The organism is Reichenbachiella agariperforans (assembly GCF_900142205.1).
GTDB classification, from domain to species: Bacteria; Bacteroidota; Bacteroidia; order Cytophagales; family Cyclobacteriaceae; genus Reichenbachiella; species Reichenbachiella agariperforans.
This window is the reverse complement of sequence record NZ_FRAA01000005.1, coordinates 282,223-308,273: the sequence shown is the minus strand read 5'-3', so window position 1 is coordinate 308,273 and position 26,051 is coordinate 282,223. Positions and strand designations below refer to the sequence as shown.

27 protein-coding genes are annotated in these 26,051 nt (G+C 43.4%); 17 read left to right on the top strand and 10 right to left on the bottom strand.

All coding sequences use genetic code 11. From position 1 onward, the window contains the following. Positions 1-301 precede the first annotated feature (301 nt). Positions 302-772, top strand: a complete 471-nt coding sequence (locus BUB99_RS14575) for a hypothetical protein (RefSeq protein WP_073123527.1) — start codon at positions 302-304, stop codon at positions 770-772. A gap of 176 nt (positions 773-948) precedes the next feature. On the opposite strand, the gene bioA is transcribed toward BUB99_RS14575, so the two are convergent. Genes bioA through BUB99_RS14560 form a run of 3 tightly spaced genes read right to left on the bottom strand, consistent with a single transcriptional unit; the run spans position 949 to position 3,967 of the window. Next, complete coding sequence (bioA, locus tag BUB99_RS14570; RefSeq protein WP_073123525.1) at positions 949-2,232, bottom strand: adenosylmethionine--8-amino-7-oxononanoate transaminase; 1,284 nt, start codon at positions 2,230-2,232, stop codon at positions 949-951. Next, positions 2,229-2,834 (bottom strand): dethiobiotin synthase, encoded by a 606-nt coding sequence (gene bioD, locus BUB99_RS14565; RefSeq protein ID WP_073123523.1) that lies wholly within the window; start codon positions 2,832-2,834, stop codon positions 2,229-2,231. The genes bioA and bioD overlap by 4 nt, the downstream gene beginning before the upstream one ends. Then, positions 2,831-3,967, bottom strand: a complete 1,137-nt coding sequence (locus BUB99_RS14560; RefSeq protein WP_073123521.1) for an aminotransferase class I/II-fold pyridoxal phosphate-dependent enzyme — start codon at positions 3,965-3,967, stop codon at positions 2,831-2,833. The genes bioD and BUB99_RS14560 overlap by 4 nt, the downstream gene beginning before the upstream one ends. Positions 3,968-4,043: 76 nt before the next feature. Between BUB99_RS14560 and BUB99_RS14555 the strand changes: the two genes are divergently transcribed. The 3 genes from BUB99_RS14555 (at position 4,044) to BUB99_RS14545 (ending at position 6,420) form a co-directional block, all read left to right on the top strand. Next, positions 4,044-5,000 carry a lipid A-modifier LpxR family protein gene (locus BUB99_RS14555; protein ID WP_073123519.1) on the top strand — a complete coding sequence of 319 codons (957 nt, stop codon included), beginning with the start codon at positions 4,044-4,046 and terminating at the stop codon, positions 4,998-5,000. A gap of 180 nt (positions 5,001-5,180) precedes the next feature. Further along, the gene (locus tag BUB99_RS14550) at positions 5,181-5,711 is read left to right on the top strand and encodes a porin family protein (protein ID WP_073123517.1); all 531 of its coding nucleotides are present in this window, start codon (positions 5,181-5,183) and stop codon (positions 5,709-5,711) included. Between the two features lie 94 nt (positions 5,712-5,805). Next, positions 5,806-6,420: a porin family protein gene (locus BUB99_RS14545; protein WP_073123515.1), complete on the top strand. Its 615-nt coding sequence runs from the start codon at positions 5,806-5,808 to the stop codon at positions 6,418-6,420. Between the two features lie 79 nt (positions 6,421-6,499). On the opposite strand, the gene pfkA is transcribed toward BUB99_RS14545, so the two are convergent. Beyond that, on the bottom strand, positions 6,500-7,471 hold the full coding sequence (pfkA, locus tag BUB99_RS14540) for a 6-phosphofructokinase (RefSeq protein ID WP_073123513.1): 972 nt from the start codon (positions 7,469-7,471) through the stop codon (positions 6,500-6,502). A gap of 221 nt (positions 7,472-7,692) precedes the next feature. Between pfkA and BUB99_RS14535 the strand changes: the two genes are divergently transcribed. Continuing rightward, a complete protein-coding gene (locus BUB99_RS14535) occupies positions 7,693-8,985 on the top strand; it encodes a glycosyltransferase (protein ID WP_170863813.1) in 1,293 nt (430 codons plus the stop codon). A gap of 21 nt (positions 8,986-9,006) precedes the next feature. On the opposite strand, the gene BUB99_RS14530 is transcribed toward BUB99_RS14535, so the two are convergent. Then, the gene (locus tag BUB99_RS14530; RefSeq protein ID WP_073123510.1) at positions 9,007-10,494 is read right to left on the bottom strand and encodes an oligosaccharide flippase family protein; all 1,488 of its coding nucleotides are present in this window, start codon (positions 10,492-10,494) and stop codon (positions 9,007-9,009) included. Positions 10,495-10,578: 84 nt separating this feature from the next. Between BUB99_RS14530 and BUB99_RS14525 the strand changes: the two genes are divergently transcribed. The 9 genes from BUB99_RS14525 to BUB99_RS14485 all read left to right on the top strand — a co-directional run bounded on the left by BUB99_RS14525 (position 10,579) and on the right by BUB99_RS14485 (position 18,622). Then, positions 10,579-12,300, top strand: coding sequence for a DNA polymerase/3'-5' exonuclease PolX (locus BUB99_RS14525; RefSeq protein WP_139281026.1), 1,722 nt, complete (start codon positions 10,579-10,581; stop codon positions 12,298-12,300). Positions 12,301-12,302: 2 nt separating this feature from the next. Then, positions 12,303-12,809: a SixA phosphatase family protein gene (locus BUB99_RS14520; RefSeq protein WP_084190571.1), complete on the top strand. Its 507-nt coding sequence runs from the start codon at positions 12,303-12,305 to the stop codon at positions 12,807-12,809. A 20-nt stretch (positions 12,810-12,829) separates the two neighbouring features. Beyond that, positions 12,830-13,819, top strand: coding sequence for an L-glyceraldehyde 3-phosphate reductase (gene mgrA, locus BUB99_RS14515; protein WP_073123508.1), 990 nt, complete (start codon positions 12,830-12,832; stop codon positions 13,817-13,819). Positions 13,820-14,034: 215 nt separating this feature from the next. Beyond that, positions 14,035-14,724, top strand: a complete 690-nt coding sequence (locus BUB99_RS14510) for a response regulator transcription factor (protein WP_073123506.1) — start codon at positions 14,035-14,037, stop codon at positions 14,722-14,724. After that, positions 14,721-16,097 carry a sensor histidine kinase gene (locus tag BUB99_RS14505; protein ID WP_073123504.1) on the top strand — a complete coding sequence of 459 codons (1,377 nt, stop codon included), beginning with the start codon at positions 14,721-14,723 and terminating at the stop codon, positions 16,095-16,097. Before BUB99_RS14510 ends, BUB99_RS14505 begins: the two co-directional genes overlap by 4 nt. Before the next feature lie 84 nt (positions 16,098-16,181). Next, complete coding sequence (locus tag BUB99_RS14500) at positions 16,182-16,706, top strand: hypothetical protein (protein ID WP_073123502.1); 525 nt, start codon at positions 16,182-16,184, stop codon at positions 16,704-16,706. Between the two features lie 8 nt (positions 16,707-16,714). Next, the gene (locus BUB99_RS14495; RefSeq protein WP_073123500.1) at positions 16,715-17,203 is read left to right on the top strand and encodes a hypothetical protein; all 489 of its coding nucleotides are present in this window, start codon (positions 16,715-16,717) and stop codon (positions 17,201-17,203) included. After that, the gene (locus tag BUB99_RS14490; protein ID WP_073123498.1) at positions 17,187-17,912 is read left to right on the top strand and encodes a YoaK family protein; all 726 of its coding nucleotides are present in this window, start codon (positions 17,187-17,189) and stop codon (positions 17,910-17,912) included. The genes BUB99_RS14495 and BUB99_RS14490 overlap by 17 nt, the downstream gene beginning before the upstream one ends. Before the next feature lie 176 nt (positions 17,913-18,088). Continuing rightward, positions 18,089-18,622, top strand: coding sequence for a hypothetical protein (locus tag BUB99_RS14485; protein WP_139281025.1), 534 nt, complete (start codon positions 18,089-18,091; stop codon positions 18,620-18,622). A 13-nt stretch (positions 18,623-18,635) separates the two neighbouring features. Here BUB99_RS14485 and nadE read toward each other — a convergent pair whose 3' ends face one another. From nadE to BUB99_RS14465, 4 genes are read right to left on the bottom strand one after another with little or no spacing between them, the layout of a single operon-like run. Further along, positions 18,636-20,498 (bottom strand): NAD(+) synthase, encoded by a 1,863-nt coding sequence (nadE, locus tag BUB99_RS14480; protein WP_073123494.1) that lies wholly within the window; start codon positions 20,496-20,498, stop codon positions 18,636-18,638. Between the two features lie 12 nt (positions 20,499-20,510). Then, the gene (gene rnc / locus BUB99_RS14475) at positions 20,511-21,227 is read right to left on the bottom strand and encodes a ribonuclease III (protein ID WP_073123492.1); all 717 of its coding nucleotides are present in this window, start codon (positions 21,225-21,227) and stop codon (positions 20,511-20,513) included. Positions 21,228-21,253: 26 nt separating this feature from the next. Next, complete coding sequence (fabF, locus tag BUB99_RS14470; protein WP_073123490.1) at positions 21,254-22,507, bottom strand: beta-ketoacyl-ACP synthase II; 1,254 nt, start codon at positions 22,505-22,507, stop codon at positions 21,254-21,256. Between the two features lie 34 nt (positions 22,508-22,541). Further along, a complete protein-coding gene (locus BUB99_RS14465) occupies positions 22,542-22,778 on the bottom strand; it encodes an acyl carrier protein (RefSeq protein WP_073123488.1) in 237 nt (78 codons plus the stop codon). A gap of 893 nt (positions 22,779-23,671) precedes the next feature. Between BUB99_RS14465 and infC the strand changes: the two genes are divergently transcribed. From infC to rplT, 3 genes are all read left to right on the top strand, one after another. After that, complete coding sequence (infC, locus tag BUB99_RS14460) at positions 23,672-24,232, top strand: translation initiation factor IF-3 (protein ID WP_073123486.1); 561 nt, start codon at positions 23,672-23,674, stop codon at positions 24,230-24,232. Between the two features lie 16 nt (positions 24,233-24,248). Beyond that, positions 24,249-24,443, top strand: coding sequence for a 50S ribosomal protein L35 (gene rpmI / locus BUB99_RS14455; protein WP_073123484.1), 195 nt, complete (start codon positions 24,249-24,251; stop codon positions 24,441-24,443). A gap of 97 nt (positions 24,444-24,540) precedes the next feature. Further along, positions 24,541-24,885, top strand: coding sequence for a 50S ribosomal protein L20 (gene rplT / locus BUB99_RS14450; RefSeq protein WP_073123482.1), 345 nt, complete (start codon positions 24,541-24,543; stop codon positions 24,883-24,885). Between the two features lie 528 nt (positions 24,886-25,413). Here the strand turns inward: rplT and BUB99_RS14445 are convergent. Next, complete coding sequence (locus BUB99_RS14445; RefSeq protein WP_073123480.1) at positions 25,414-25,914, bottom strand: xanthine dehydrogenase family protein molybdopterin-binding subunit; 501 nt, start codon at positions 25,912-25,914, stop codon at positions 25,414-25,416. Positions 25,915-26,051 lie beyond the last annotated feature (137 nt).

Below are 26,051 nucleotides of genomic sequence, written 5' to 3'. Positions count from 1 at the left end.
TCCTAAATGAAGGCTATCCCAATATTGTGGGATTCCTTCACGGATTTAGACGTGATTAAATAGTCTGACCCGTTTCAGAACGGGGTTCGGTCAACACCTCACGGTATCCAACCTTGCAACTTGCTAACGATTCGAGCTACGAACCCGCTCGTAAGGGACTTTCACCAACTCGTCCTCGTGATGCTTACTATTTATTGGTTCAGTTGAAACCTTTTGTAAATAGATGGAGTATTGTAGTTTGTTATGTACCTTGTGATACATAGTAGTGAAAGGTACAGTTTAAACTCAAAAAACATAGCTTATGAAAAGTGTATTAGGAATCGTAGTATTGATGTTGACCGTCAATTTGATCCAAGCTCAACCTGGAAAAGTTAGAGAAAAGGATCTAGATGGTGTTTGGCAATTGAAGATTGATCTAGGAGATGATTTTCTAGAAGAAGAGATTGATGATGAAGACAACGCCATGGCGCGTGTCATCATGCAGGCGACAGAATCCTTTGTAGATGGGATTTTGGATGAAGTAGATATTCGTTTTGAATTTTTGGATGGCGGAGAGTGCAAGATATATGTGTCTGCATTTGGTTCTGATCCCGAGATAGAGACAGGTAAATGGTCTATTAACAAAAAGGGGCAACTGTTGATCTCCGATACTGATTCCTATCAGTCTGATGGAGATGAGTACTGGATGATGGAGGACGATATCCTGATCGCTATGGAAGATGGTGAAATTCTAGAAGAAGATGCACACGTCTATTTGGTCAGAATCGACTGATAATTATAGGTGGCACAGCAACTGTCCTTTATGAATACGTCCTCCAAGGGTCACGTATTCATAAAGGACAGTACGAGTTCGAACGGTAGCCTTGATCTTATTGCTAAACCCTTGGAGGGTTCTTCGCAGTGGTTTGAATGCAATTGCCCTGACTAGAATAATGAATCCTTATCTTCTTAGAGTTGCTCTAAGAAGGTAAGGATTTCTTTATAGACGAAATCTAACTCCTCGTCCGTGATGATGTAGGGAGGAAGGAGATAGATGACATTGCCGAGGGGTCGAATAAGGATGCCACGTTCGAGGAAGTAGGGGTATATCTTTTGTCTCGCAGTACTTTCATAGCCGGTCTCCCCAAAGCCCTTCAAATCAAAAGCGACTATAGTGCCTTGTACTCTTACCTTTTCTATCTGCGATTGCTTTTCTAAGGTTTTGGCGAATGCCTCATGCTTGGCTTGGATGCGAGCGATGTTGTTTTGGCACGTGTCGCTCATGAATATCTCGAAGCTGGCATTGGCGACCGCACAGGCCAGCGGATTGCCTGTGTAGGAGTGCCCATGTAGAAGTGCCTTGGCATAGGAGTCACTCTGGAATGCTTCTTCGATCTTTTCGTTGCAGGCGGTGATGCCCAGTGCCATAGTTCCTCCTGTGATGCCTTTGGAGAGGCAGATAAGGTCAGGCTTGTGGATACAGTAGTCGGTAGCCAATGGCTTGCCCGTACGTCCAAAGCCCGTCATTACTTCATCTGCGATACATATCACGCCATACTTTTGGGCAATAGCGATCAGTTGGTCCAGTAGCTCGGCGGAATACATACGCATCCCACCTGATCCCTGTACTAAAGGCTCAAAGATGAAAGTACTGCACTTATCATCCGAGACCAGCGTTTCGAATGTACTAAGGACTTCCGCTTGATTGTCTGCGTCAGGGAAATCGATAAAATCTACATCGAATAGAAAGGGAAAGAATGGGGCAGTAAAGCCACCACGCTCACCTACAGACATAGCCCCAAAGGTGTCTCCGTGATATGCGCCATTGATTGCGACTACTTTGGTTCGTTGTTTTTCGTCTCGGTTGTACCAGTACTGAAAAGCCATTTTCAGTGCAACTTCAATGGCCGAGCTGCCATTGTCCGAAAAGAATATCTTGCTAAAACTATCCGGAAGGAGCTTCATGAGATTTTCAGAGAGCTTAATGGCTGGCTTGTGTGTGAATCCCGCAAAGATCGCATGCTCCATCGTCAGGGCTTGGTCGTAGAGCGCTTTGGCGAGCGTCTCATCGGCGTGACCGTGGATGTTGACCCACCAAGAGGAGACCGTGTCTATGATTTTTTTACCCTCTGTGGTATGGAGATACATGCCTTTGGCGGACTCTAGGGGGATATACTCGAAAGGAGTGATGAGCGGAGCAAAAGGGTGCCATATTAGGTCTTTGTCTTTCTGACGTAGTTGTTCGGTAGTCATAGATTTGTGATTTTTTGTTTGTTCACTGTATCAGCAGTGATGGTGTCCATCATAGGGATTCGCCCGAGGCATTTCAATCCAGTGTATTGGAGAATGAAGCTTTCTGTGTCTTCATTGGGATCTCCGTTGAAGATGATGCCCTTGATGGGATAGTTGTGTGTTTGTAGATAGGCTACTGATAGTAGGGTATGGTTGATACTCCCTAGGTAATTGCGTGAGACTAGAATCACTTCTGCCTCAAATTGCTTCGCAAGATCGATGACTAGACCTTGGGCATTGAATGGTACCATCAGTCCACCAGCTCCTTCGATGATTAGTGTATTACTGGTCTCAGGGAGCGTAAATTGATCTGCGGTTATTTGTACGTTTTCTCTTCGTGCAGCGGCATGCGGAGACATGGGATGCTGTAGCATGACTCCTTCTGGATGGACGACTAGACTCGAATCTATGAGCTGTCGTATCTGGTCACTATCGGTAGGTTCTCCTGCCTGTATGGGTTTCCAGTAGTCTGCCTTGAGCTGCTGTGTTAGTATTGCACTGGCTAGGGTTTTGCCTGCATCTGTGTCGATACCTGTCACGAAATATCTCTTGTTTTGACTCATAGATGCGAAGATAATAAATCAACCATAGCCCTGATCTCTGTGGTCGTATTATGCTGATGTAGGCATATCCTGAGACGCTCTGAGCCCACCGGGACAGTAGGGGATAGAATAGCTCTGACATCAAAACCTTCTTGGAGGAGAGTATCAGAGAGTTGTTTGACCGTCTGATTACCAGGCACGATGAGGGGCTGGATTGGTGTGAGACTTTCGGGCTTATAGCAGCGGTCTTTGTTGCCTATAGTCTCTTGATAGTACTGATTGAAAAAGCTTATTTTGTCTTGAATCTCTTGCTGTAGATGTATGTGCTCACCGAGGTAATCAAATGCTGCATCTATCGCAAAGATGCTGTGGATGGGTAGGGCAGTCGTGTAGATGAATGATCGTGCAAAGTTGGTCAGGTAGTCGATCAACTCCTGCGAACCTGCGATACAGGCACCATGTACTCCCATCGCTTTTCCAAAGGTGTAAACCCGACCTATAAACTGATCCTCGATTCCTAAGTGGCAAACGAGTCCGTTACCTTGCTCGCCATAAAGTCCCGTGCCGTGGGCTTCATCGACTAGGAGTTGTGCATCGTGCTTTTTGGCTACTGCCAATAGCTCATCAAAACAAGCCATGTCTCCGTCCATCGAATAGACTGATTCGATCACGATGTACACTTGTCCTTGACTGTTTTTGATCTTCTTTTCTAGATCCTCGGGATCATTGTGTCGAAAGGAGTAGCTTTTGGCTGAGCTTAGTTTTGCTCCCTCCTTGATGCAAACATGTGCCAGGCTATCATAGATAATGGTGTCCTGACGCTGTGGTAGGCTGGAGATCAGTGCCAGGTTGGCGACATAGCCGGAGTTGAATAGCAAGCAGGCTTCTGCGCGAAAGATTTTGGCCAACTTACGCTCCAAGGTTTCGGCATGACTCGTGTTGCCTGCGAGCAGTCGCGAACCAGCCGATCCGTTCAGATGTGTGATGCCTTCGTAGGAGTAGTTGTTGATCTTATCGAATAGCGTACGGGAGCGACTCAGTCCGAGGTAGTCATTGGAGACGAAATCTACCAGACTTTTCGTCGGGGTAGTTAACCTTCGGAGGTTGCCTTGACTCTCTCTGTCTCTTAGTTTTTTTATGAAATCCTGCTTCATCGATACAATTTTACTACAGAATTTGCTTTATCATTGGGAATCCAGCTACCATTTTGTCTAGCAGAACCAAATTGCATTGAAGTATATTTTTGCCACATTTTTGTTGTTGAACACGTTCCATCTCTTCGGACAGGAATCTGCCCCGATCAACCACGAACTTAGTTTTCAATTCGACAATGACTTGCTGTTTTTTGATGCCGGGGATCGCTACTATACCAATGGTCTGTTTTTTACCTACAGACAAAAAATAAAGGAGGATAGGAGTTGGTCGAATCTATTTGGTTTTCAGTCTTTACACAAGTCTATATTTCATGTTGCATTTGTATCGAAGATTTTCAATCCCTATAACCTGAAAGGGGAAAAAGCCGAGGAGATCGATCGACCGTATGCAGGGGAATTGTATGTGGATGGATTGTACACCAGTTATTGGGGTCAGAATAGGTTAGCGGTCGGAGTAGATCTGGGTTGGTTAGGGACTAAAACACGGAGCGATGACATTCAGACGAATCTACACACCACATTTGGATGGGTGAGGCCTAGAGGCTGGCGTGATTATCAGATCCATGACACGCCCATAGCACACCTTTATACAGGGCTATCCAGAGAGATCGTATCTATAGGCCCTCTATCGCTAATTAGTGATGTAGATGTGCGTGTAGGAACCATCAATACCAATGCCGCAGCAGCCATAACCATGAGGTTAGGCAGGAGTCAGCCTTTGGATGCAAGTGTCCTCACACATGCACGAACAGGAGAGCGGATAGCCAATGACCGAAAGTGCAAGGAGCTATTTTTTGTCACCAAGACGCAGCTGATGCATGTCTTCTATGATGCGACGATTGAGGGGAATATCATAGGTGAGCCCAGTCCATTTGTCAAATCTGCTGAACCATGGGTGTGGATGCAAAGCGTAGGAGTCATGCTCAGTATGAAGACTTTTGATCTCCAAGCATTGTGGTCATTTTTAGGCAGGGAAGTGGTCGGTGGTCGTCCGCACAAGTATGGGACATTGGTGATCGCCAAACGCTTTTAGAATTTCTTACCGCATATTCCTTTTCCGTCATACCCCACTTGATCACTCGCTGGACGGCTAGGGGGCTTTGTCTTGCTATTTAAAGACAGGTTTAGCCGCTTTTTGTAGTGATTCAGATTATGGCATTCTATTTGTAAACTGCCTCATACTAGTGGGTTTTATGATATAGAAGATGTCGGTATGATTAAAGTATGTGTGGGGATTGTAGTGCTGTGTTTGTTGGAGGTAGAACTAAGGGCACAGCAAATGAATGTGGGGGTGAAAGGCGGTTTGAATGTAGAGGAGTTGTCGTCCGAGGTGGCGCATGTATCGAACAATTATCATGCGGGGTTATTTGTCAAATATGACGCCAGCAAGAAAACCACACTGCAACTGGAGTGTTTGTATTCCCTGAATCGAACCCGATCTGAAGGAGAACCTTATCTGGTTACCGAGTTTCAAATCCCTCTCTTATTCAAATACTTTATACTCAAGCCACTGTATCTACAAGGAGGGCTGCAAGGAGAAATTCTAACCAAAGCGGCTACTATTGCCACGGAGAGCCAGGTGTGGGAGTCCAAAGGATTGCATACTGAATACACTTATCTCGGAGGAGTGGGGTTTAATCTGCCTAGTGGTTTTGACTTGTCGCTACGTTACCTTCATCCTATTACAGCATCTGTCTTTAATCAGCCTTCCTTTCAGTTATCCATAGGTTTTGACATTTATTAGGTCTTACGATGCAATATAATGTCTGTGATTTAGTAATATTTGTAGTGTGAGCGTTTTCACTTTGAAAAGAATTACTTAAACAAAAATCATAGACATGAAAAATAAAATACAATTCTCCGCGCTAGTCGTACTGTTGTTGGTTGCCTTGGTATCATTCGAGTCAAAGGCTCAATTGGAGTTAGGGGTTAAAGCTGGTTTGAATTTTAATTCAGCATCTGTAGATGCAGCTCAGGCGGGTCAGTCATACAATGATGTAGCAGATACAAGAACGGGCTATCACTTTGGGGGATATGCACATATCAAACTAGGACCATTGGGAATTCAGCCTGAAGTTTATTACTCTGTTCAGGGAGCGGATGTTACTGTAGATGGAGCTAAAGGAGCCATTAATTCTAACTACGTTCAGGTACCGATCTTGGTGAGATTTAATTTTCTCAAGATGTTCAATGTTCACGTTGGACCACAGTTTGGATTTGTCGTATCGGATGATTTTGATGGTGTAGCAGAGGACTTAGAAGGGCAAACGGCTAACAGTGATTTTTCTATCGCAGCAGGTGTGGGTGTTGATCTACCTTTCAACCTTAACGTTACTGCTAGATACGTCAACGGATTCACTGATGTAGTAGAAGATGCCCAAGCATCGGATATCGAATCAATGAAAAATGCAATGTTCCAAATCTCTGTAGGCTATGCCTTGATCGGTAGATAATCCTGTGTGAAAATTAAGACAACAAAAAAAGGGAGCATCACTGATGCTCCCTTTTTTTGTTGTCTTTGGATGTTCTTGATTAGATACTCAGAATCTTTGTCAATCGAACCAACTCTTGGTTCAATGGTTTTGATTTAGAGATAGCAAGTTTCAAGTTGGTATAGGTGATTTTGTTGTCAATCACACCGACCATTACTCCTTTTTGTCCATTCATTAGTCCTTCTACCGCAGCTAGACCTAGACGTGAAGCTAGGATTCTATCAAACGCAGTAGGGCCACCACCACGCTGGATGTGACCAAGGTTGGTCACTTTGATATCCATATTAGGAGTGTGAATTTTTACTCTTTCGGCGATTTCGTGCGCACTACCTTGTGCATCTCCTTCTGCTACTACGATGATCGATGAACCTTTTTTGTTGTCTCTACCTTCTCGCAGTTTAGCGATCACATCGTCGATGGTTGTGCTTGTTTCAGGTACCATGACCATCTCCGCACCTCCACCAATACCAGATTGGATGGCGATATAGCCACTGTGACGTCCCATTACTTCGACGAAGAATACTCTGTCGTGAGAGGCCGCAGTGTCTCGGATTTTGTCGATAGCATCAAGAGCTGTATTGACAGCCGTATCGAAACCAATCGTATAATCTGATCCGTATAGATCATTGTCAATCGTACCTGGTGCACCTATGACAGGAATGCCGTACTCGTCGTAGAACAAGTTGGCACCTGTAAATGTACCATCACCACCAATGGCGATAATGCCCTCTATTCCATGTTTTTTGAGATTCTCGTAGGCTTTTTTTCTTCCTTCTTTGGTTCTGAATTCTTCACTTCTGGCTGACTTTAGGATCGTGCCACCAGTTTGTACAATGTTACTTACGGAGTGAGATTCCATTTTGGTGATTTCACCTCTGATCATTCCGTCGTATCCATATTTGATACCATATACATCTAGATCGAGATAGATGGCACTACGTACCACTGATCTGATGCAGGCGTTCATTCCTGGTGAGTCACCACCAGAAGTAAATACAGCAATTTTTTTCATAGAATTAAAACTTATACAGTTCTGCCCTTAATTAAATAATATATCGCTTGGGTTGCGTTGTTTGGCGCCCAAAGTAAACCATATTTTGCTACAAAATCATCAATAACAATGCTCAATTGCCCTACTACGTAATTATTTTTCTGCGTATTTTTCAAAATTTCATATTTTGGTGATCACGCCATAATTTTTAGTTTATTTCGCTATGCATTAACACTATGGTTATGTCCAAAAAAGTTCTGGTTATCACATATTATTGGCCTCCTAGTGCTGGAGGAGGAGTACAACGATGGCTCAAATTCGTTAAGTATTTGCCAGATTATGGTTGGGAGCCTGTTGTATTCACGCCAGAAGATCCTGATTTTGGTATTCAAGATGAGTCCTTGGAGCTGGATGTACCCCATACGACTGAAGTAATACGTTTTCCCATCTGGGAGCCCACCCAAAAACTGAAGTCAGCCAAGACGAAGCAGGGAGTAGTCGCTAGTGATCAGCAGTTGACCACTCTAGGCAAACTGATGATTTGGCTCAGAGGTAATTTGATCGTGCCTGACCCGAAACGTTTTTGGGTGAAGCCTTCAGTGGGATTCTTACAAAGTTATATAGAGCAGAACCAGATCGATGCTGTGGTTACCACAGGGCCTCCTCATAGTCTCCATTTGATTGGGTTGGAATTGAAGAAGAAAACAGGGATCAAATGGATTGCAGATTTTCGGGATCCATGGTCAGACTGGGATATACTGGATGAGCTAAAAACAAGTGCGGTGGTTAAGAAACTCCATCGTAGACTCGAACGTCAAGTGATGCGAATGGCAGACCGTGTACTGGCTTGTACGCCAGCCATGGCAGACCTCTTTCGCGCCAAGAATAATCAATATCGTGTAGAAATGATCACCAATGGAGTTGATGGACGAGATTTTTTAAACTACCAGTCCGATGCTTCGTCTTCTGGGAAGTTTATTATTAGTCACATGGGACTGCTCAATGACATGCGTAATCCGCGTGAGCTATGGGTTGCTTTGACCCAACTGTGTGCGGAGGAGCAAGGGTTTGCGGAAGACTTACAGATTTTCCTATCCGGAATGATCAGCGATGGAGTACTCCAACAGTTGGAGAGTTCTAGCGAGTTGTCAAAGTGCCTGTGTTATGAAGAGTACTTGTCGCATGATCAGGTTGTCGAGCAGTACGAGCGGTCTGGTTTACTGTTGTTGCTCATGAATCAGTCTGATAATGCGGATTTGTTGATCCCTGGAAAGCTATTCGAATACCTGTATGCAGAGCGTGATGTATTGGCATTTGGGACTGAGCAGTCAGATGTGCATCAGATTTTGACTGATTCGGGATTGGAAGGTGTGGTGAATTACTCTAATCAAGAGCAAATCAAAACGCGGGTAAAGACTGCCTATCAGCGATGCAAATCGGGTAGATTACATGTGCCTGTATCTAACAAAACGCAGTGGGAACGACGCAACTTGACACAAGGGCTAGCAAGCATACTTGATCAGATCACTGACTGATGATTGCATCGTGATTTATTGTCACCAAGGGAGTTTAGGTTTGATGCGTTTATTATAGATGCCATTGGCCTCAGGTGATATTCGCAAACCAAGGACAAGTACCCCTAAGGTAATTGTGATAATGCCTGAACGAGCCATGAGATCTATATAGGTGTTGTAGCAGTAGGGTAGGTATAATCCCATAAACAGTACAACGCCAAATATCCCTAGCATTTTGAGTGTGCTGATGGAAAAGGGAGTGATGTTCAGTTTCCATCTTAGGAAGGTCATTTTGACAAGGTTGAAGACTGAAATGGACAGCAATGTCGCCATAGCTGCCCCATCCATTCCATAGATGGGAATCAAATAACTGTTTAGTACGACCATGATCATAGACAGACAAAAAATGGAGACTACATTGAATCGATAGTAGCGAGACATGACGATGATCTCGCTGTTGTTGGCAAAGGTCATGTCTATTAGTTTGGATATTCCGATGATGATGATGACGTTTCGCCCGAGGCTGTAGTCACTGCCGTTGGGCATGAGTGCGTAGATGTTGTCGAGGTTCGCTACGATCCCCACGAAAAACAGCGAAGCTATGATCATGAGGTTGATAGATAGCTGGCGGTGCATTTTTTGGACATCCGCAAGGCGATTATTTTCAAAAGCCTGTGAAATCAGTGGTGTAGTGATTTGTAGAATTGGGCGTTTCGATAGTTCGATCATCACTGCGAAATAGAAAGAGGTACTATAGATGCCATTTTCATCCAACCCCAATAGTGAGGTAACCATCACTTGATCGATGTTGAGGACAATGTACGCACCACTTGCCCCAATGATACTATACAGACTGAAGTTAGCCATGCGGTACATCAGCTCTCTACTGACGGAAGAGAACCGGAAGGAAAACCGCAGCTCACCCAAAAACATCAGGTAGACGATCAGTGCCATGAGGCAAAATCCATAGATCAAAATAAGACCATACACTAAGGTGTCCAAATCAATCAGTTCATAGAAATAGAGTAGTACTGCTATCCCTGTGAGAATACGTAGTAGGATCTCTCTGATCAGGTTCATAGCAATGATCTTGAGTAGAATGCGGCTATAGGTTTCCACTAACGAGTAAATCGCAACGATAAATATAAGCGCAACAATGACAGGGATGTAGTTATTGACGAGTGGAGATTTGGTTTCGAATAGTGCCACGAAATCTGCTTTGAACAAGACGATACCGAGGCTCATGAGTATTGCACCCAGTAGCGTACTCAAGGTGATCAGGCCGAGTAATTGCGGAAGACCGTTTTGCTGTTTTTTGATTTCGGGAGAAAACTTGAGTAAAGCCTGAGAGGTACCTAGCTGTACCAATGGGAGCAGCATGAAGGCGATGTTGGGCAGGACACGAATCAACCCCAGTTCTTCGGTAGATAGAAATGCGGGGAATAATAACACGGAGTTGACAAAGCCAATGAAGGCACCGAGGTAGGTGACGATTCCAGAAATACTGCTTTGCTTGATGACTACTCCCAAGGGGTTTGTTGTTTTGATGTGTGGGCACAATGATAATTATTACCGTCATATTTTAAGTAATTGCCTTGGGCAATTCGTAGCTTTATGCCTTCAATTAAAATCGTCGATTTGAACAATTCAGAGATAAAAAACAGTCTAAAACTGGCCGCTCAACTCATGGAGCTGCACGGGGAGAATCCATTCAAAACTAGATCGTACGTATCTGCTGCCGATGTGGTGGGAGGTTTGGACGCGGAGCTCAGTACGCTGAGTACCGACGAAATACTCGCCATAGATGGTATTGGCAAAGGTATGGCCACCAATATTTCTGGTTTGCTAGAGCGAGGGTCGTTTGATAACCTCGACAAGTACATGGAAATGACACCAGCCGGAGTGGTTGAGATGTTGGGGATTTCGGGGTTTGGACCCAAAAAGGTCGCCGTTCTCTGGCAAGAGGGGGGAGCCGAAACCCTAGAGCAGCTCATGGAGCTGTGTCTCCAAGGCAAAGTCGCTAGTCTCAAGGGGTTTGCAGAAAAATCCCAAGAAACACTCAAGGCCGCAGTGGCGTTTTTGATTTCGAATCAATACAAAGAAAAATATGGGAACATCGATCAAGCGATCGCAAATTTGGTGTCAGCGATAGATGGACTCAAGGAAGTACAGTCTTGTTCCGAATCGGGACAGATGCGTCGCAGGATGGAAGTCATCGACTTGGTGGAGATCGTCGTGGCGGCAGAGGATCTCGATGCGCTACGTACCTCACTCAATGCCCTACAGGTATTGAGTGAAGAAGAAAAAAAATCAGGACCCACGACATGGTATGGTCGTCATGTTGGGATCAAAGCCCCTCTCAAACTACACTTGACGAGTCCGGACAAGTTTGTCCAGAGGCTGGTCGAGACGACTGGGTCGGTTCGTCACATCAATATGCCCATCGCGGATCAAGTAACAATCAAATCGTCTTTGATTAGGCCTTTCGAAAGTGAAGAAGAGCTGTATCAATCGTTGGGAATGAAGTACATCGTACCCGAATTGAGAGAAGGCTTGAAGGAAATAGAATGGGCCAAAAATGACCAAATCCCTGCGTTGATTGAGATGTCAGATCTCAAGGGGATATTGCACAACCACTCGACCTACAGTGACGGCAAACACACGCTGCGCCAGATGGCAGAGCACTGCCAGCAGTTGGGGTATGAGTATCTGGGGATTTCGGATCACAGCCAGACAGCGGTCTATGCTGGAGGCCTTCAGGATGCTGATGTAGCGCGTCAGCAGGAGGAAATCAAACAACTCAACGAGGAGTTGGCCCCTTTCAAGATTTTTTCGGGGATCGAGTCGGATATCTTGGCAGATGGCTCGCTCGATTACTCGGAGGAGATTTTGTCGTCATTTGATTTCATCGTGGCGTCTGTACACTCAGGCCTCAATATGGATATCAAAAAGGCTACCGATCGTTTGCTCAAAGCCATATATAATCCACACACGACTATTCTCGGTCACATGACAGGTCGCTTGCTGGTGCAGCGCGAAGGCTATCCTGTCGATCACAAAGCCATCATTGAAGCTTGTGCAGAGACAGGAGTGGTCATAGAGATCAATGCGAGTCCCTATCGCTTGGACATGGATTGGCGATGGATCGACTATGCCTTGGAAAAGGGTGTCAAACTGAGCATCAATCCCGATGCACACCGCATGGATGGCTACCAAGACATGTACTACGGGCTGCAAGTGGCACGTAAAGGTGGATTGACGGCCAAAGACAACCTCAACAGCATGAGTTTGCCTGAGATTACGGCCTTTTTTGAGCAGAAGAAAAAGAAGAAGTAAACATGGTAGGGCAGTCCATCAAGCGACTCATCATCGTACGTCATGCCAAGTCAAGCTGGGACGATGCTAGCCTCACGGATCACGACCGGCCATTGGCCAAACGTGGGATGCGGGATGCGCCAAGGATGGCGGAGTATCTCTGTAGATACCTGGATCGTCCTGACATGGTGGTGACGAGTACGGCTATACGCGCGTGGCAGACAGCAGATTACTTTACCCAAGCACTGGGTACGCTGCCTCATCAGGTACGAGAGACGAGTGCACTGTTTCATGCAGGGCCGAGCGAGATATCAGCCGTGTTGTCCCAGTTGTCCCCTAGTACCCAATCCGTCATGCTCTTTGGACATAATCCGGGCTTTACCGATTTTGTCAACCAACTGACCGCAGAAAATATAGAGAATATTCCCACATGTGGGGTAGCTGTGATTAGTTTGCAGCTTGGTGACTGGCAGGATGTCCGTAATGCAACCGGACAGCTAGAACACTATTTTTATCCAAAAGGAATTTGAAACATCAATAATTTTAGGAGATGACTTACGTACCCAATACAAACCGATACGACAAGATGAAATATCGCCGATGTGGCGATTCAGGTCTGTTTCTACCCGAGATATCACTCGGGCTATGGCACAACTTTGGTCATGTAGATGACTATGAAAACTGCCGTGAAATGCTCAAGTTCGCCTTTGATCAAGGTATTACACATTTTGATTTGGCCAACAACTATGGCCCCCCTCCAGGGTCGGCCGAAGAGAACTTTGGAAAGATACTCAAGCAGGATTTTGGTGGCTTGAGGGATGAAATGGTCATTTCGTCCAAGGCAGGCTATACGATGTGGGACGGCCCCTATGGTGACTGGGGCAGCCGCAAGTATATCATCTCGTCTTGCGATCAGTCGCTCAAGCGCATGGGACTAGAGTATGTCGATATTTTCTATACCCACCGCCCTGATCCCGAGACACCAGTGGAGGAGACGGCGCTGGCATTGGATCAGTTGGTGAAGCAAGGCAAGGCACTCTATGTAGGGATCTCTAACTACAAACCCCAGCAGACAGAGGCTATAGAGAAAATTTTCAAAGAATTGCGCACGCCATTTATCATTCATCAACCTCGCTATTCGATGTTTGATCGATGGGTAGAGGATGGGTTGTTGGAGACTTTGAAGAAGCTCGGTAAGGGGACAATCGTATTTTCACCTTTGGCGCAAGGAATGCTGACAGATCGCTACCTAGATGGGATACCGAAGGATTCGCGTGCCGCACGTGAGACAGGACATCTACAGCAGGATGCAGTCACTGAGGAGAAAATCAATCAAGTCAGAAAATTGAAAATACTAGCCGACGAACGTGGACAGTCTATCGCGCAGATGGCGATTGCTTGGTTGCTGAGACATGAGGTGGTGACCTCTGTCCTGCTCGGAGCGAGCAGTGTCCGTCAGCTTCAGCAGAACTTGGAGACGCTAGAGAACACGGCCTTCACGGCAGACGAACTGGCTAAGATTGAAGAGATACTGAAGTAATCTTTATGAAGAATAGGTCACTATTTTATCATCCCCTAGTTGTTTCGGGTTTTTATCCAGAAACAACTAGGGGAGTGTGAGTTAGTTGTTACTGCTTGGATACTTTGACTACAATCGCAATGTAGTATTATTTCAAATCCCATCTTTTCGATTTTAGTTTTTACTTTAAATCCCCTAGTATTACTTAGCAGAGCTAAAATCAAAAGAGAAGCAACTTGAAGAAGATACTATTAGTAGAAGATGATAACCATGTGTGCTCTTTTATCAACAAAGGATTGATAGAGGAGGGATATGAAGTCACGGTGGCGATGGATGGTCAGCAGGGACTGGAGCTAGCGATAGCATCGACTTATGACCTGATCATCTTGGACGTAATGCTCCCGACGATGAACGGTATCGATGTTTGCAAGGGTATTCGTGCGAGTAAGATGGAGGTGCCGATCTTGTTTTTGACGGCACTGGGTAGTACCGAAAATGTTGTGATGGGGCTAGACTCAGGAGGGGATGATTATTTGGCTAAGCCATTTAAGTTCATGGAGCTGCTGGCGCGTATGCGTACCTTGCTCAGACGGAGACAAAAGGTTTCGGAATCTGCACAAGAGACTGTCTATCAGTTTTCAGACTTGACAATTAACGACGACACTAAGGTCGTACAGCGTAATGGTGTCGACGTATCACTCACTTCTACAGAGTATAAGCTGCTACTGATGTTCGTACAGAATCCTCGTCGGGTGCTGTCTAGAATATCTATTATGGAGCAAGTGTGGGGTGTAGATTTTGATTTGGGAACCAATGTGGTAGATGTCTATGTCAACTATCTACGCAAGAAAATAGAAAAGCACAACAGTGACCGTATTATCCATACCGTGATCGGTATGGGGTATGTACTAAAGGAGGCCGAATGAAAACTCAGAACAAAATCATCTTGGTACTGATCGCGGTGTTCGTGGGGTATACGATACTCTTCAGTGTCTTTATTTATTACAATATTTCGAATTATGCTTTTGCGGATTTTTATAAGCGACTAGAGATACGTGCGATCACTACGGCTAAGTTTCAACTGGAGGAGAAAGAGGATGCAGAGGTCATTCGTGAACTGAGACAAGAGCATTTAGAAACGCTACAGGATGAGAAAATAAATTTATACCCGCTCTCTAGTGATAGAAGCTGGAAAGCCATAGACGGGATAGAGGAATACAACTCAGGGTTCGTGGAAGAGGTAGTAACAAGTGGAACAGCTACTTTCAACGACCAAAAGACTTTTTACTATGGTGTGGTTTATAGATCGAGTGATCAGAAAGATTACCTTGTTTTGATTTCAGCGGAGAACTATTTTATCACCCACCATATCTCGTATTTTCGCAATTTGCTATTCATTTCATTGGGTGTTGCTTTTTTGATTATCCTTTTGATTTCCTTTCTATTCTCGCGCAAGATCATAGAACCCATCAATCAGATTATTCACCGTGTCAACGAAATCAGTACAGGTAATCTACACAAGCGCCTCCCAGAGCAATCAGATAATGATGATGCGATTAGCAAGTTGACCCGTACGTTCAACGATATGCTAAATCGTTTAGAGACCTCATTTGAAAGCCAAAAGAATTTTATCAGCAATGCCTCTCACGAACTCAATACACCGTTGACGTCTATCATAGGAGAGGCAGACGTAGCACTAAGCAAATTAAGAGAGCCAGCCTATTATATAGAGACATTGATGACGATCCTAGAGGATGCCGAAAAGTTGAGTAAAAAGACAAGTGCTCTGCTTTTACTGGCACAGACGGGCTTTGATGGGAAGAAACAGAAGTTTGAGAAATTACGTGTCGATCAGTTGATCATGGATGTGAAAGGTACTGTCGAAAAGATCAACCCAAAAAATCAAGTTCAGATTGATTTTAGTCTACTGCCAGAGAACCCAAGCTTGCTCAAGATTGATGCGATCGAACCGTTGATGCATTTGGCTATGTCCAATCTGATAATCAATGGGTGTAAATACTCTAACCATGAACCTGTCCAAGTGGCTTTCGGGGTGACCGATACGCAAGTAATAATACTGGTCAAAGATCAAGGGATAGGGATACCTCAGAACGAACTTCAGTTTATATATGACCCTTATTTCCGAGCTTCTAATACTAAAAATCACGAAGGATATGGGATAGGGCTTCCACTGGCCCGCAACATCATTAGAATGCACAAGGGGCAATTGTACGTCTCTTCTGAGACGGGTAAAGGAACAGTGGCTAGGGTAGTGATTCCCATTGGTTCATCACTCTAATCTTATCTTAATCTCGTACTTATTTCATCTTAATGCTTGACCCCTAGCTTTGTTTTTATCAAAGTGGAACAAAGCGTTTAGCAGATGAAAAAAAGAATACTTATCGTAACGGACTTTACCGTTCGTTCACTGAATCTACTCAAAGAAGCCTTGACGACAAGTCATACGAAAGGTGAGACCGTGGACGTAGTGCTCGTACATGGTATATTCTTACCAGACTCATCAATAGACTTACTTTTCTATTCCAAACGTACCTTGATTAAGGAACTGACTGGTTCAGAATTCACGTCAGCTTGTCATTTGATTAAAAACAAGTATCAATCTACTTTAAACATCATGACGACTGATTTGTTCTCTGGTTTGAGCCAGCGGTCATTTGATGAATACCTCGTCAAAGAGCAGATCGATGAGATCTATATGGGGTCGTGGAAATCAAAGTCATGTCATTCGCGCAGTTTTGATCTGAACACATTTGTTCGAAATACGAATAAGGTCAATAAAATCATCGTGAAGTTGGATTCAGAACCCAGTACAACAGTAGATGCTTACCAAGATATGGTAGAGTTGTTTTTTTCTCGTGGACACGTTGTTCCTTCAACTGACAACTAAAAATAGATATGAAAATTGGAATCATTTATACAGCAGGTTTTATGGCGATGATCGGACTAGTATGTTTCGCATTTGCCAATACGACTACCCCAGGTACGCATTTAATAGGTCAGTGGCAAGAGGTCTCATGGACCTATGAGAAATTGGATTATATGGACGAGCATAGCTCGGTAATCTCTTCAGAAATTGATCGCCAGATGAAGCATGAAATCAGTGAGGATTTGGTGATTCATGAAGCAGAGATATGGGAGTTTAGTCCTGAAGGAGGAGTAAAACTACATAGCAGTAAAGGAAACGAACGTCATATGAATTGGAGGCTTAAGGGCAGAGGAAATATTCTTAAGTTCATTGATGAAAAAAATCCAGCAGAGCATTATCAAATCAAAGTGCTGACAGAAGACAAGCTAGAAATACATTTTAGCACAGATATAGGAGCCCGTGGGGTAGTGAAGATGACTTTTAACAAGATAGGGGAACAGTATGCTGAAAAGATTTAGTAATGACCGAGCACTAAGTGACAATATCAAATTAGGTGTGTTAACTGCCATCTCGGCAGGTATGGTCAACGTGATATCGGTGACATTGTTTTTTGCATTTACCTCTAACGTGACGGGGCACTACGCCATCCTAGCGGAGGAGATCGCTAAGGGAAACTGGTATCAGGCGGGGGTAGTGGGGACTTGGATTTTGCTGTTCTTCTTCGGGAGCTTTATGGCCAATTTCATTGTCATCAATGTCAATCGTATCAATGCCTATCTGGCACATGCGCTACCTCTAGTTTTGGAAATTATATGTCTATTGATCGTGGGGAGCTATATACAGTTTTTCTACAAAGAGACTTTGTTAGAAACTGAGGTAATGGTAGGCTTTATGCTTTTTGCGATGGGAATCCAAAATGGTTTGACGGCTAGTATTTCCAACTTTGCAGTGAAAACCACTCACCTTACAGGCTTGACGACAGATTTAGGTATATTGTTTTCCATGTTTACGCAGCATGAGTTTCGTGCGAATCAGCAGTTAAGAGACAAGGCAAAAATACAGGTGTCTATCATGGTGTCTTATATGGTAGGAGGGATTAGTGCTGGGTATATCTATTTACAGGTTTCATACAATGTGTTCTACATCGTGTGTCTCTTCCTGTTGTTTATCATAGGGTATGATTATTACCAACTTCGCTTGACCTCTTTGGCCAAAAAGCGGGCTTAATCGGTTTGGTAAAGTTAAGTCAGTACCTAGTATAGAGATTTAGATTGCTGAAGAATAAGGGAATCATTATCTTCGTTTTACGTGGATTTTAACCCTTTTTTAATTTGATTCGATTATTAATTCTTCTTGTTCTTATTGGTTCTAGTGATCTAGTATTTGGGCAAAAAAATCATCGAGTGACTATTTTGTCTAGTGAGATCACCATCGCAGGGAGTACAAATGTCAACTCATTTGAATGTGGGTTAGAGCAGAATGCAGGACATGATGTGTTAAAAGTAGATAGCAGATGGACTACTTCTCAACTCAATTTTGAAGGGCTAGAGTTGAATTATAAAGTAGTTGATTTTGACTGTGGAATGCAGGTGATGAATCAGGACTTTAGAGAGATCTTGCATGCCGATCAGTATCCTCGTCTCGTCCTCAAGGTTCAAAACATTCAAATTCCAAATACCAACAAGGAGATAGAACGGTTGCACGTTTATTCCAATGTTATTGTTCAGATAGCTGGTGAGAGACGTCAGTTTATTGTCAAGGATGGAAGAGTGATTAATAAATCTGAGAATGAATTGATTTTTGAAGGGAGCCGTCTCATGAAAATCAGTGACTTTGGGATAGAGCCACCTACGAAGTATATGGGTATGGTGAAGGTAAATGATGAAATTACGATTCAGTTTTCTATCCGAATGCGCGTTGATACTCTTAAAGAGTAATGGATGCTTATGATTAGCGTTTTTTAAGGTCTTCTAATTCCTTTTTGAATCCACTCGAAATAATGGGGAATCTACACCAAGTCTTAGGGTCTACATTGAAATCATCTAAGTGGAACGAAGGTGCCAACCGCTCACGTTTCCATTGATTGATCGACCACAGTCTATGGAATTTGGTGATGTAGCCTTTTAGTAGTTCTTTGTCTATTTTCAGCTGGTCTATCAGTACGTCAAATACTTGGATAGGCGATTGCCTTTGGAATATCGCCAGTCGTTCGATCGCTACCATGATCGCGTAGGGCATCAAATCATCCTCGTCCGTTTGTGAATACGCTTTGGGTCTCAACTCGGCAGTAGGAGTCAGGTTGTTGACGTACTGGAGTCCAGTGTATCCGAGTTCTTTTTCGGCATACTGTAGCCATTGGAGGATGAATGCCTTGTCTACTCCCGCTATAGGTGCTAGACTCCCGCTGGTATCTCCATCCATGGTCGTATAGCCTACATCTCCTTCACTCCTGTTGGAGGTTGTGAGCAAAATTTTGTTTTCTATGTTGGCGATCATCCAGATCAGTGGTGATCTAGTTCTCGCCTGGATGTTTTGGAGTGCGATATCATCTGTGTCCCAAGACAGTTTCCTTCCTATTGCTTCTTCGGCGATCTGGTGGGCGGCTTCCACTGACGAATCTATGGTCCATGATCTGAATGTTGCACCCAATGATCCTGCTAGGTTTTTGGCGGATGCCAAAGTCTCATCGGATGAGTTATCTGTTCCTTGGTAGGCTGTGAACAATACCTTTTCGGTGATTTGCTCCGCGGCAGTGTGCGGGTTGTTTGCCTCATAGCTTCCCTCTGCTATATGCAGTTTGGTAGCCAGTGTATGTATCCCTAATTCTGCTATACCGACTCGTATCATGTGCGCGACGAGTATGGCAATGGATGAAGAGTCGGCCCCACCACTCAGTGATAGCACATAGCCCTTGATAAAGGTCTTTTGCATGTAATCAAACAGCGCCAATGCACCTGCCTGAGCAAACTCCTCATTAGAGGTAGTGAAGTCCTCGTCTAGCTGAGGTAGATAGTCAGGATCAATGGTATTAATATCGAAGTATCGTAGTTGGTAGTCTGAAAAGGAGAGACGTCTGTTTTTGAGTAAAAACTGATCGTTGTGCGCCAGCAGAATATCTCCATCATATACTACACGACCAGATTCATTACCCAATTGATTGACATAAAGGTAGTAACAGTCAAACTCGGAACTACTACTTTGGACGAGATGATCTCTCAACTGTTTCTTGTTGAATGAAAAATGACTGGCACTCGGATTGAGTATAAGGTCAATATTTTTTTCTTTCAGTCGTTGTGCGGGTCTGTCTTTGCTCCAGGCATCTTCACATATTTCAAAACCTACCTGAAGCCCGCTGATGTCAAACGTAATGTCACCAATGGGGTAGTCACTTTCTTGAATACTGATGGTTTTACTTGTGTTCTTAGGCCAAGGGCTAAACCATCTTTTCTCATAGTGTATGCCATCGTTGGCTAGTGCTTGTTTGGCGTAGAATCCTTGAATCTGTTGGTCTTTGATTACGCAGCATGTGTTGTAGGTCTGTCCTTCAAGTATGATTGGCAACCCGACTACCACGGTGATGTCATAGCAGTGATCTAGCAGTTTTAAGAGTTGAGAAAGGGCTTCTTCTAAGACCCACTCTGCTAAGAATAAATCTTGGCAGCCATAGGAGGTGATACATAGCTCGGGTAGGCACAGCAGCTCAACTTGATTGTTTCTGGCATCATCTATGGCCGTTTTGATGTGGTCTATGTTACCTTTCCAATCTATGGGAGTTTGGTTTAGGCAAGCACCGCCGATTCTCATTTGCGTCATGGGCTGACTGGTTTATTCGATTTTGAGTACTTGACAGCATTTTTCGGCAGCTGCTTGTTCAGCTTTTTTCTTGCTGAGTCCATAGCCTGTACTGATTTCTTTTTTGCCGACGAAAAGCTTTGCTTCAAATTTTTTGAAGTGCTTTTGACTGTCTAGTTCTACTACTTCGAAGGATAGCTTTTTATTTTCCTTCTGTGACCATTCGATCACTTTACTCTTGAAATTCGTGTCGGTACTAATCACCATGTCAATATCTACATGAGGAATGATTAGTTTTTTGAGGATGAAATTTTTGGTGAATTGATGTCCTTTGTCTAGATATACTGCACCGACTAGCGCTTCTAGTGCATCACCATAGATGGATTTGAAGGATTGTTTGTTACCCTTCAGGTGGCCGTTGTATTCTAAAATTTCCTCTAGGCCTATTTTTTTTGAGAGTTGATTGAGGTTCTCACGGTTGACGATACGAGACCGTACTTCAGTGAGGAACCCTTCGTCTTTGAAGGGATACTTGTTGAATAGATACTCTGCCACGACAACACCGAGCACAGCATCCCCTAGGTACTCTAAGCGCTCGTTAGACTCCAAGAAACCCTTGCGTTTCTCCTGTGCAGCAGACGTGTGTCTCATGGCTAAGTAATACAAATCAATATTGGAGGGACTTCCTCCAATGATTCGTTTTACATAGTTAGAATAACTGCGATTCTTAGATTTTTTAAATAGAAACAGATTAGTTCAACTTTAGTTATCAACTATTACCCTTCAAATTTACGGAATATGATAGACGTATTGTGTCCACCAAATCCAAATGTGTTGCTCAAGGCAACTTTAATATCTCTATTTTGGGCTTTGTTGAATGTAAAGTTTAGCTTGGCATCAAATGCTTCATCATCAGTGAAGTGGTTGATGGTCGGCGGGGCTACTTGGTTTTGGATCGCCATGATACATGCTGCAGCTTCGATGGCTCCAGCGGCACCTAATAAGTGACCTGTCATCGACTTGGTCGAAGATATGTTGAGGTCATAAGCATGCGCTCCAAATACGTTTTTGATTGCCGAAGATTCGCTCAAGTCTCCTAGTGGAGTAGAGGTTCCGTGCACGTTGATATAGTCCACTTCTTCGGGTGATATGTTGGCATCTTTGATGGCATTTTTCATCACATTGGTAGCACCTATTCCCTCTGGGTGAGGGGCGGTCATGTGGTGAGCATCTGCAGACATACCACCACCGATCAACTCGGCATATATTTTTGCACCTCTTGCTTTGGCATGCTCTAGTTCTTCTAGAATCAAACAAGCGGCACCTTCTCCTAGGACAAATCCATCTCTGTCTTTGTCGAAAGGTCTTGATGCAGTTTCTGGAGAATCATTTCTCTCGGACAATGCTTTCATGGCATTGAACCCACCGACTCCTGATTCGGTCACTGCTGCTTCTGATCCACCTGAGATAAACATATCAGCCATGCCTAGTCTAATATAATTAAAGGAGTCCAGTAGTGCATTGGTACCAGAGGCACATGCACTCACCGTAGTGAAATTCGGTCCACGGAAACCGTATTTGATTGAGATCATGCCTGGTGCAATGTCTGCAATCATTTTAGGGATGAAAAATGGGTTGTATTTAGGTGTGCCATCTCCTGCAGCGAAGTTCATTACTTCGTCTTGGAAGGTTTTTAGTCCACCGATACCAGCTCCCCAGATCACACCAGCTCTATCTACGTCTATCTTGTCCAAGTCGATTCCAGAATCCTGCACTGCTTGTTCTGCCACGATATGGGCATACTGAGTGAATGGATCCATCTTGCGTGCTTCTTTTCTGTCAAAATGATCCAATGGATCATAATTCTTGATTTCGCATGCAAATCGTGTTTTGAATTTTTCTGCGTCGAAACGCGTGATAGGCGCAGCGCCGCTTACACCAGTAGATAATCCCTGCCAATATTCGTCAGGATTGTTACCTATTGGTGTAAGAGCTCCAAGGCCGGTAACTACAACTCGCTTTAATTGCATCTCTGTGAGTTCCCTATTTAGGTATAATTAAAAATTACTTTGCGTTCTCTTCCAAGTATGTGATAGCCTGACCAACAGTACCGATGTTTTCAGCTTGATCGTCTGGAATAGAGATGTTGAATTCTTTTTCGAATTCCATAATTAACTCTACTGTGTCTAGTGAGTCTGCACCAAGATCGTTCGTGAAGCTTGCTTCAGCATTAACTTCAGACTCCTCTACGCCTAACTTGTCGATAATAATTGATTTTACTTTTTGTGCTATATCAGACATTATTATTGTTTTTTGGTTTAAAAATCTGTGCAAAGAAATGAATTAAAAGCATTAATGCCAAACAAATTTATTCAATCTTAAAACGCTCTATTTGTGGCAATGCAGGGGTGTTTGTAACTCCCCTATAATGAGTTGCTTAAGAGCGTTGATTGTGAATGGCGTTTCAGTCTTAATTATGCAATTGAGGAATTAAAGGTTGAAAAGCAGACCGTTAAAAGGATAGATGGTCAATGTGCCGATTAGAATTTTACTAAACGTAAAATTTTAATCTAATAGGGTTAAGAACGTAAGCTATTGCTGACCTTCAGCTCCAAAGAAAGCCTAAACTCCTTTAGCTATAATGCTTTTTCCTGTCAGCCGTAATCCCGATGTAAATTAGGTGGGTATACATCTATATATAAGGTCTGCTGGAAATAAAGTCCTCTGGCGAAGTAAAGTGTAGATAGTCTCAAAGGCCTGTTTATGATGGCTGTCTAGTTTTTAGCCGTTGGTTTCCTTTAGTTTGTGCTGAAGAAATGGCCAAGAGCCATAATAGGTCATTAGATTAAGCATGATGTTTGTAAAACTGTGTATTCTTAAGTCAAGAGTTAGAAACTTATGCTGATCCATTGGGGGGTGGAGATGCTTTAGTCTGAGACGTGGGGATGAGATGTGCCATCTTTTGCGTGTTGGGCTATGATGTTTGTTGTCTTTTTTGCTTTCTTGAAATGTCCTTGCTAGAGATCATAGAGTATATTGTGAGGATGAATAATTTGTATCGATAAGATTGAAGAGTATTGTTGTTCTATAATAATTGTCTATAATTGATTTAATACTGAATGGAAGTATTGGTTTTGTTTTATAAAAGTCGATATTTGCAGTTCGAAATTTTTAAACCATAAACTTTAAAACAAATCGCTAAACAAAGATATCAGAGAAGGGGTTTTCGAGGTAGAGTAGAAGAGCCCTATAAAGTAAATGATAAAATAACCGCTCGAGAAGTTAGAGTCGTGGGTGAAAATGTAACCGTGGACGTGTATTCGTTGAACGAGGCATTGAAGCTTGCTAAAGAGCAAGGTCTGGATCTTGTTGAGATTTCTCCAAAAGCTGAGCCTCCTGTTTGTAAAATAACGGATTATTCTAAATTCAAGTACGAACAAAAGAAGAAGCAAAAGGAGATCAAATCAAAAGCGCACAAAGCAGTTTTGAAGGAAATCCGATTCGGTCCTAACACGGATGATCATGACTTTCAGTTCAAATTGAAACATGCCGTTAAGTTCTTGGAAGAAGGCGCTAAAGTGAAAGCTTATGTTCACTTTGTGGGTAGAACCATTGTCTTTAAGGAAAGAGGGGAAATTTTGTTATTGAAATTTGCGCAAGCTCTAGAAGAGTACGCCAAGGTGGAGCAGTTGCCTAAGCTAGAAGGAAAGAGAATGTTCCTGATGCTGTCACCTAAAGCTTTAAAGAAGAAATAAATAGTAAATAAATAAAATGCCAAAAGTTAAAACTAAAGCTGGAGCGAAGAAGCGTTTCAAATTGACAGGCAGTGGTAAGATCAAAAGAAAGCACGCTTTCAAAAGCCACATCCTGACCAAGAAGGAAACGAAGCAGAAGAGAAATTTGACAAAAATGGGTCAAGTCCATAAGTCAGATGTCAACAATGTTAAAGACATGCTTCATATTTAATCACGCCTAGGGCGAGATTAGGTTCAAATTTTCACCAGATGATTGGTACTAAGTTCGGTTTAATCACTGACGCCAATAATCAAAAAAGTTAAAAATTATGCCAAGATCGGTAAACACAGTAGCGAGTAGAGCTCGTAGAAGAAAGGTTCTGAAGTTAGCCAAGGGTTACTTCGGAAGAAGAAAAAATGTATGGACAGTTGCCAAAAATGCCGTTGAGAAAGGTTTAGGCTACTCATACAGAGATAGAAAAGTAAAGAAAAGAGAGTTTAGAAAGTTGTGGATTCAGAGAATCAACGCAGGTGCAAGAGAGCACGGTCTTTCTTATTCTCAGTTTATGGGTAAAGTTTCGGCTGCTCAGATTGAATTGAATAGAAAAGTATTGGCTGATTTAGCAATGAATCACCCAGAAGCTTTCAAAGCAGTTGTTGATCAAATCAAATAATCGACAACTCATATAATATCAAGAACCTCGGTCAATGGCTGGGGTTTTTTTATGTCCAGATTTTGATCATCTTCGTGTGAAACGGATCACCCTGTATTTCTGGGGGAGAGGTAGTCGATCACTTCGTTATTCAAGATTCATTGTGCGAAATTCGTGATTGTTTATTTTATAAAATAATCACCTATTATGAGTCTTTGAGGTAATATTTAAATGATTGGAATAATGAATATCGAATGCTCAATGTCGAATATTGATTTTTATCCTCAGAAATACCTACTGATCTAGTTTTAGTCTGTGTTTTAGAGATGCTCAGATTGCTTCGTTTTTCAAAATTTAGCATTTTGAAATCTGTCTGACATGTGATGATTTTTCCATTTTGTGCTTTTGCAAAGCGAGCTCAATTATGTGTAGCATTTTTATTGTGATTGGGTAATGAGCCAGCTTAATATAAGTGAGGCAAACGGATTATTTCACTAAGTCTCCCTATCCACTGGCTAAGTCAACAAATCCTTCGCTGAGGGACTCTCTTTAGGATTTGGGTTGTCGGTGTTGGAGGTAGAGTTCGGGGATGAGGGGGATGTCTCCTTGTTTGGCCTCTGTGATCAGTTCGCCCAGTTCGAAATCAAAGGATTTTTCCTTCTGTACTACTTTACCAGATTCCATTTTGCAGTGGGTGGGGCAGATGTTCCATCGATTGGCTGCTGCGTTGATGAGCATAGCGCGTGTGGTGGCACTGAGGGCTAGGATGGCTTGGGTACAGGCCGTGCTGGAGTGGCAGTTCGCATAGTCTCTGACGAGGGTGACTTGATCGAGTGGGATACGGAGTTGCTGTGAGACGAGTTGGGAGATGGCAGGGAGGTCATGTTTGCTGTACAGGGTAGCTTGGCTCTGGGGAGTGATGGCTAGGAGAGCGATACACTGTGCTGCCTCCGTGAGCGTATCGATCTGTACTACGCGTCGACCTGAGAATCCAGCATCTGTTTTGATACCGATCACAAATTCTCGGTTGGGGTCTAGTGAAGGTTTCATAGTATAGTAGAATCGTTTAATTATAGGATGCTCCGTCTATAGACTTAGTTGCATGTCTCGTGGTTTTTTGTCTAGGATCAAGGGTAGAAACGTCAGGTCAAACGACAAACCAGAGCTGCCCAATTCATAGTGCCTGT

Bases quoted from the DNA above. Each gene is read 5' to 3' on its own strand.
- fabF (WP_073123490.1), bottom strand. From the start codon at position 22,507: ATGCAATTAAAGCGAGTTGTAGTTACCGGCCTTGGAGCTCTTACACCA.
- bioA (WP_073123525.1), bottom strand. From the start codon at position 2,232: ATGACTACCGAACAACTACGTCAGAAAGACAAAGACCTAATATGGCAC.
- BUB99_RS14550 (WP_073123517.1), top strand. From the start codon at position 5,181: ATGATTAAAGTATGTGTGGGGATTGTAGTGCTGTGTTTGTTGGAGGTA.
- BUB99_RS14465 (WP_073123488.1), bottom strand. From the start codon at position 22,778: ATGTCTGATATAGCACAAAAAGTAAAATCAATTATTATCGACAAGTTA.
- BUB99_RS14495 (WP_073123500.1), top strand. From the start codon at position 16,715: ATGAAAATTGGAATCATTTATACAGCAGGTTTTATGGCGATGATCGGA.
- rplT (WP_073123482.1), top strand. From the start codon at position 24,541: ATGCCAAGATCGGTAAACACAGTAGCGAGTAGAGCTCGTAGAAGAAAG.
- BUB99_RS14505 (WP_073123504.1), top strand. From the start codon at position 14,721: ATGAAAACTCAGAACAAAATCATCTTGGTACTGATCGCGGTGTTCGTG.
- bioD (WP_073123523.1), bottom strand. From the start codon at position 2,834: ATGAGTCAAAACAAGAGATATTTCGTGACAGGTATCGACACAGATGCA.
- BUB99_RS14525 (WP_139281026.1), top strand. From the start codon at position 10,579: ATGCCTTCAATTAAAATCGTCGATTTGAACAATTCAGAGATAAAAAAC.
- BUB99_RS14535 (WP_170863813.1), top strand. From the start codon at position 7,693: ATGTCCAAAAAAGTTCTGGTTATCACATATTATTGGCCTCCTAGTGCT.
- BUB99_RS14575 (WP_073123527.1), top strand. From the start codon at position 302: ATGAAAAGTGTATTAGGAATCGTAGTATTGATGTTGACCGTCAATTTG.
- BUB99_RS14500 (WP_073123502.1), top strand. From the start codon at position 16,182: ATGAAAAAAAGAATACTTATCGTAACGGACTTTACCGTTCGTTCACTG.
- BUB99_RS14560 (WP_073123521.1), bottom strand. From the start codon at position 3,967: ATGAAGCAGGATTTCATAAAAAAACTAAGAGACAGAGAGAGTCAAGGC.
- rpmI (WP_073123484.1), top strand. From the start codon at position 24,249: ATGCCAAAAGTTAAAACTAAAGCTGGAGCGAAGAAGCGTTTCAAATTG.
- BUB99_RS14520 (WP_084190571.1), top strand. From the start codon at position 12,303: ATGGTAGGGCAGTCCATCAAGCGACTCATCATCGTACGTCATGCCAAG.
- BUB99_RS14445 (WP_073123480.1), bottom strand. From the start codon at position 25,914: ATGAAACCTTCACTAGACCCCAACCGAGAATTTGTGATCGGTATCAAA.
- mgrA (WP_073123508.1), top strand. From the start codon at position 12,830: ATGACTTACGTACCCAATACAAACCGATACGACAAGATGAAATATCGC.
- nadE (WP_073123494.1), bottom strand. From the start codon at position 20,498: ATGACGCAAATGAGAATCGGCGGTGCTTGCCTAAACCAAACTCCCATA.
- pfkA (WP_073123513.1), bottom strand. From the start codon at position 7,471: ATGAAAAAAATTGCTGTATTTACTTCTGGTGGTGACTCACCAGGAATG.
- BUB99_RS14490 (WP_073123498.1), top strand. From the start codon at position 17,187: ATGCTGAAAAGATTTAGTAATGACCGAGCACTAAGTGACAATATCAAA.
- BUB99_RS14545 (WP_073123515.1), top strand. From the start codon at position 5,806: ATGAAAAATAAAATACAATTCTCCGCGCTAGTCGTACTGTTGTTGGTT.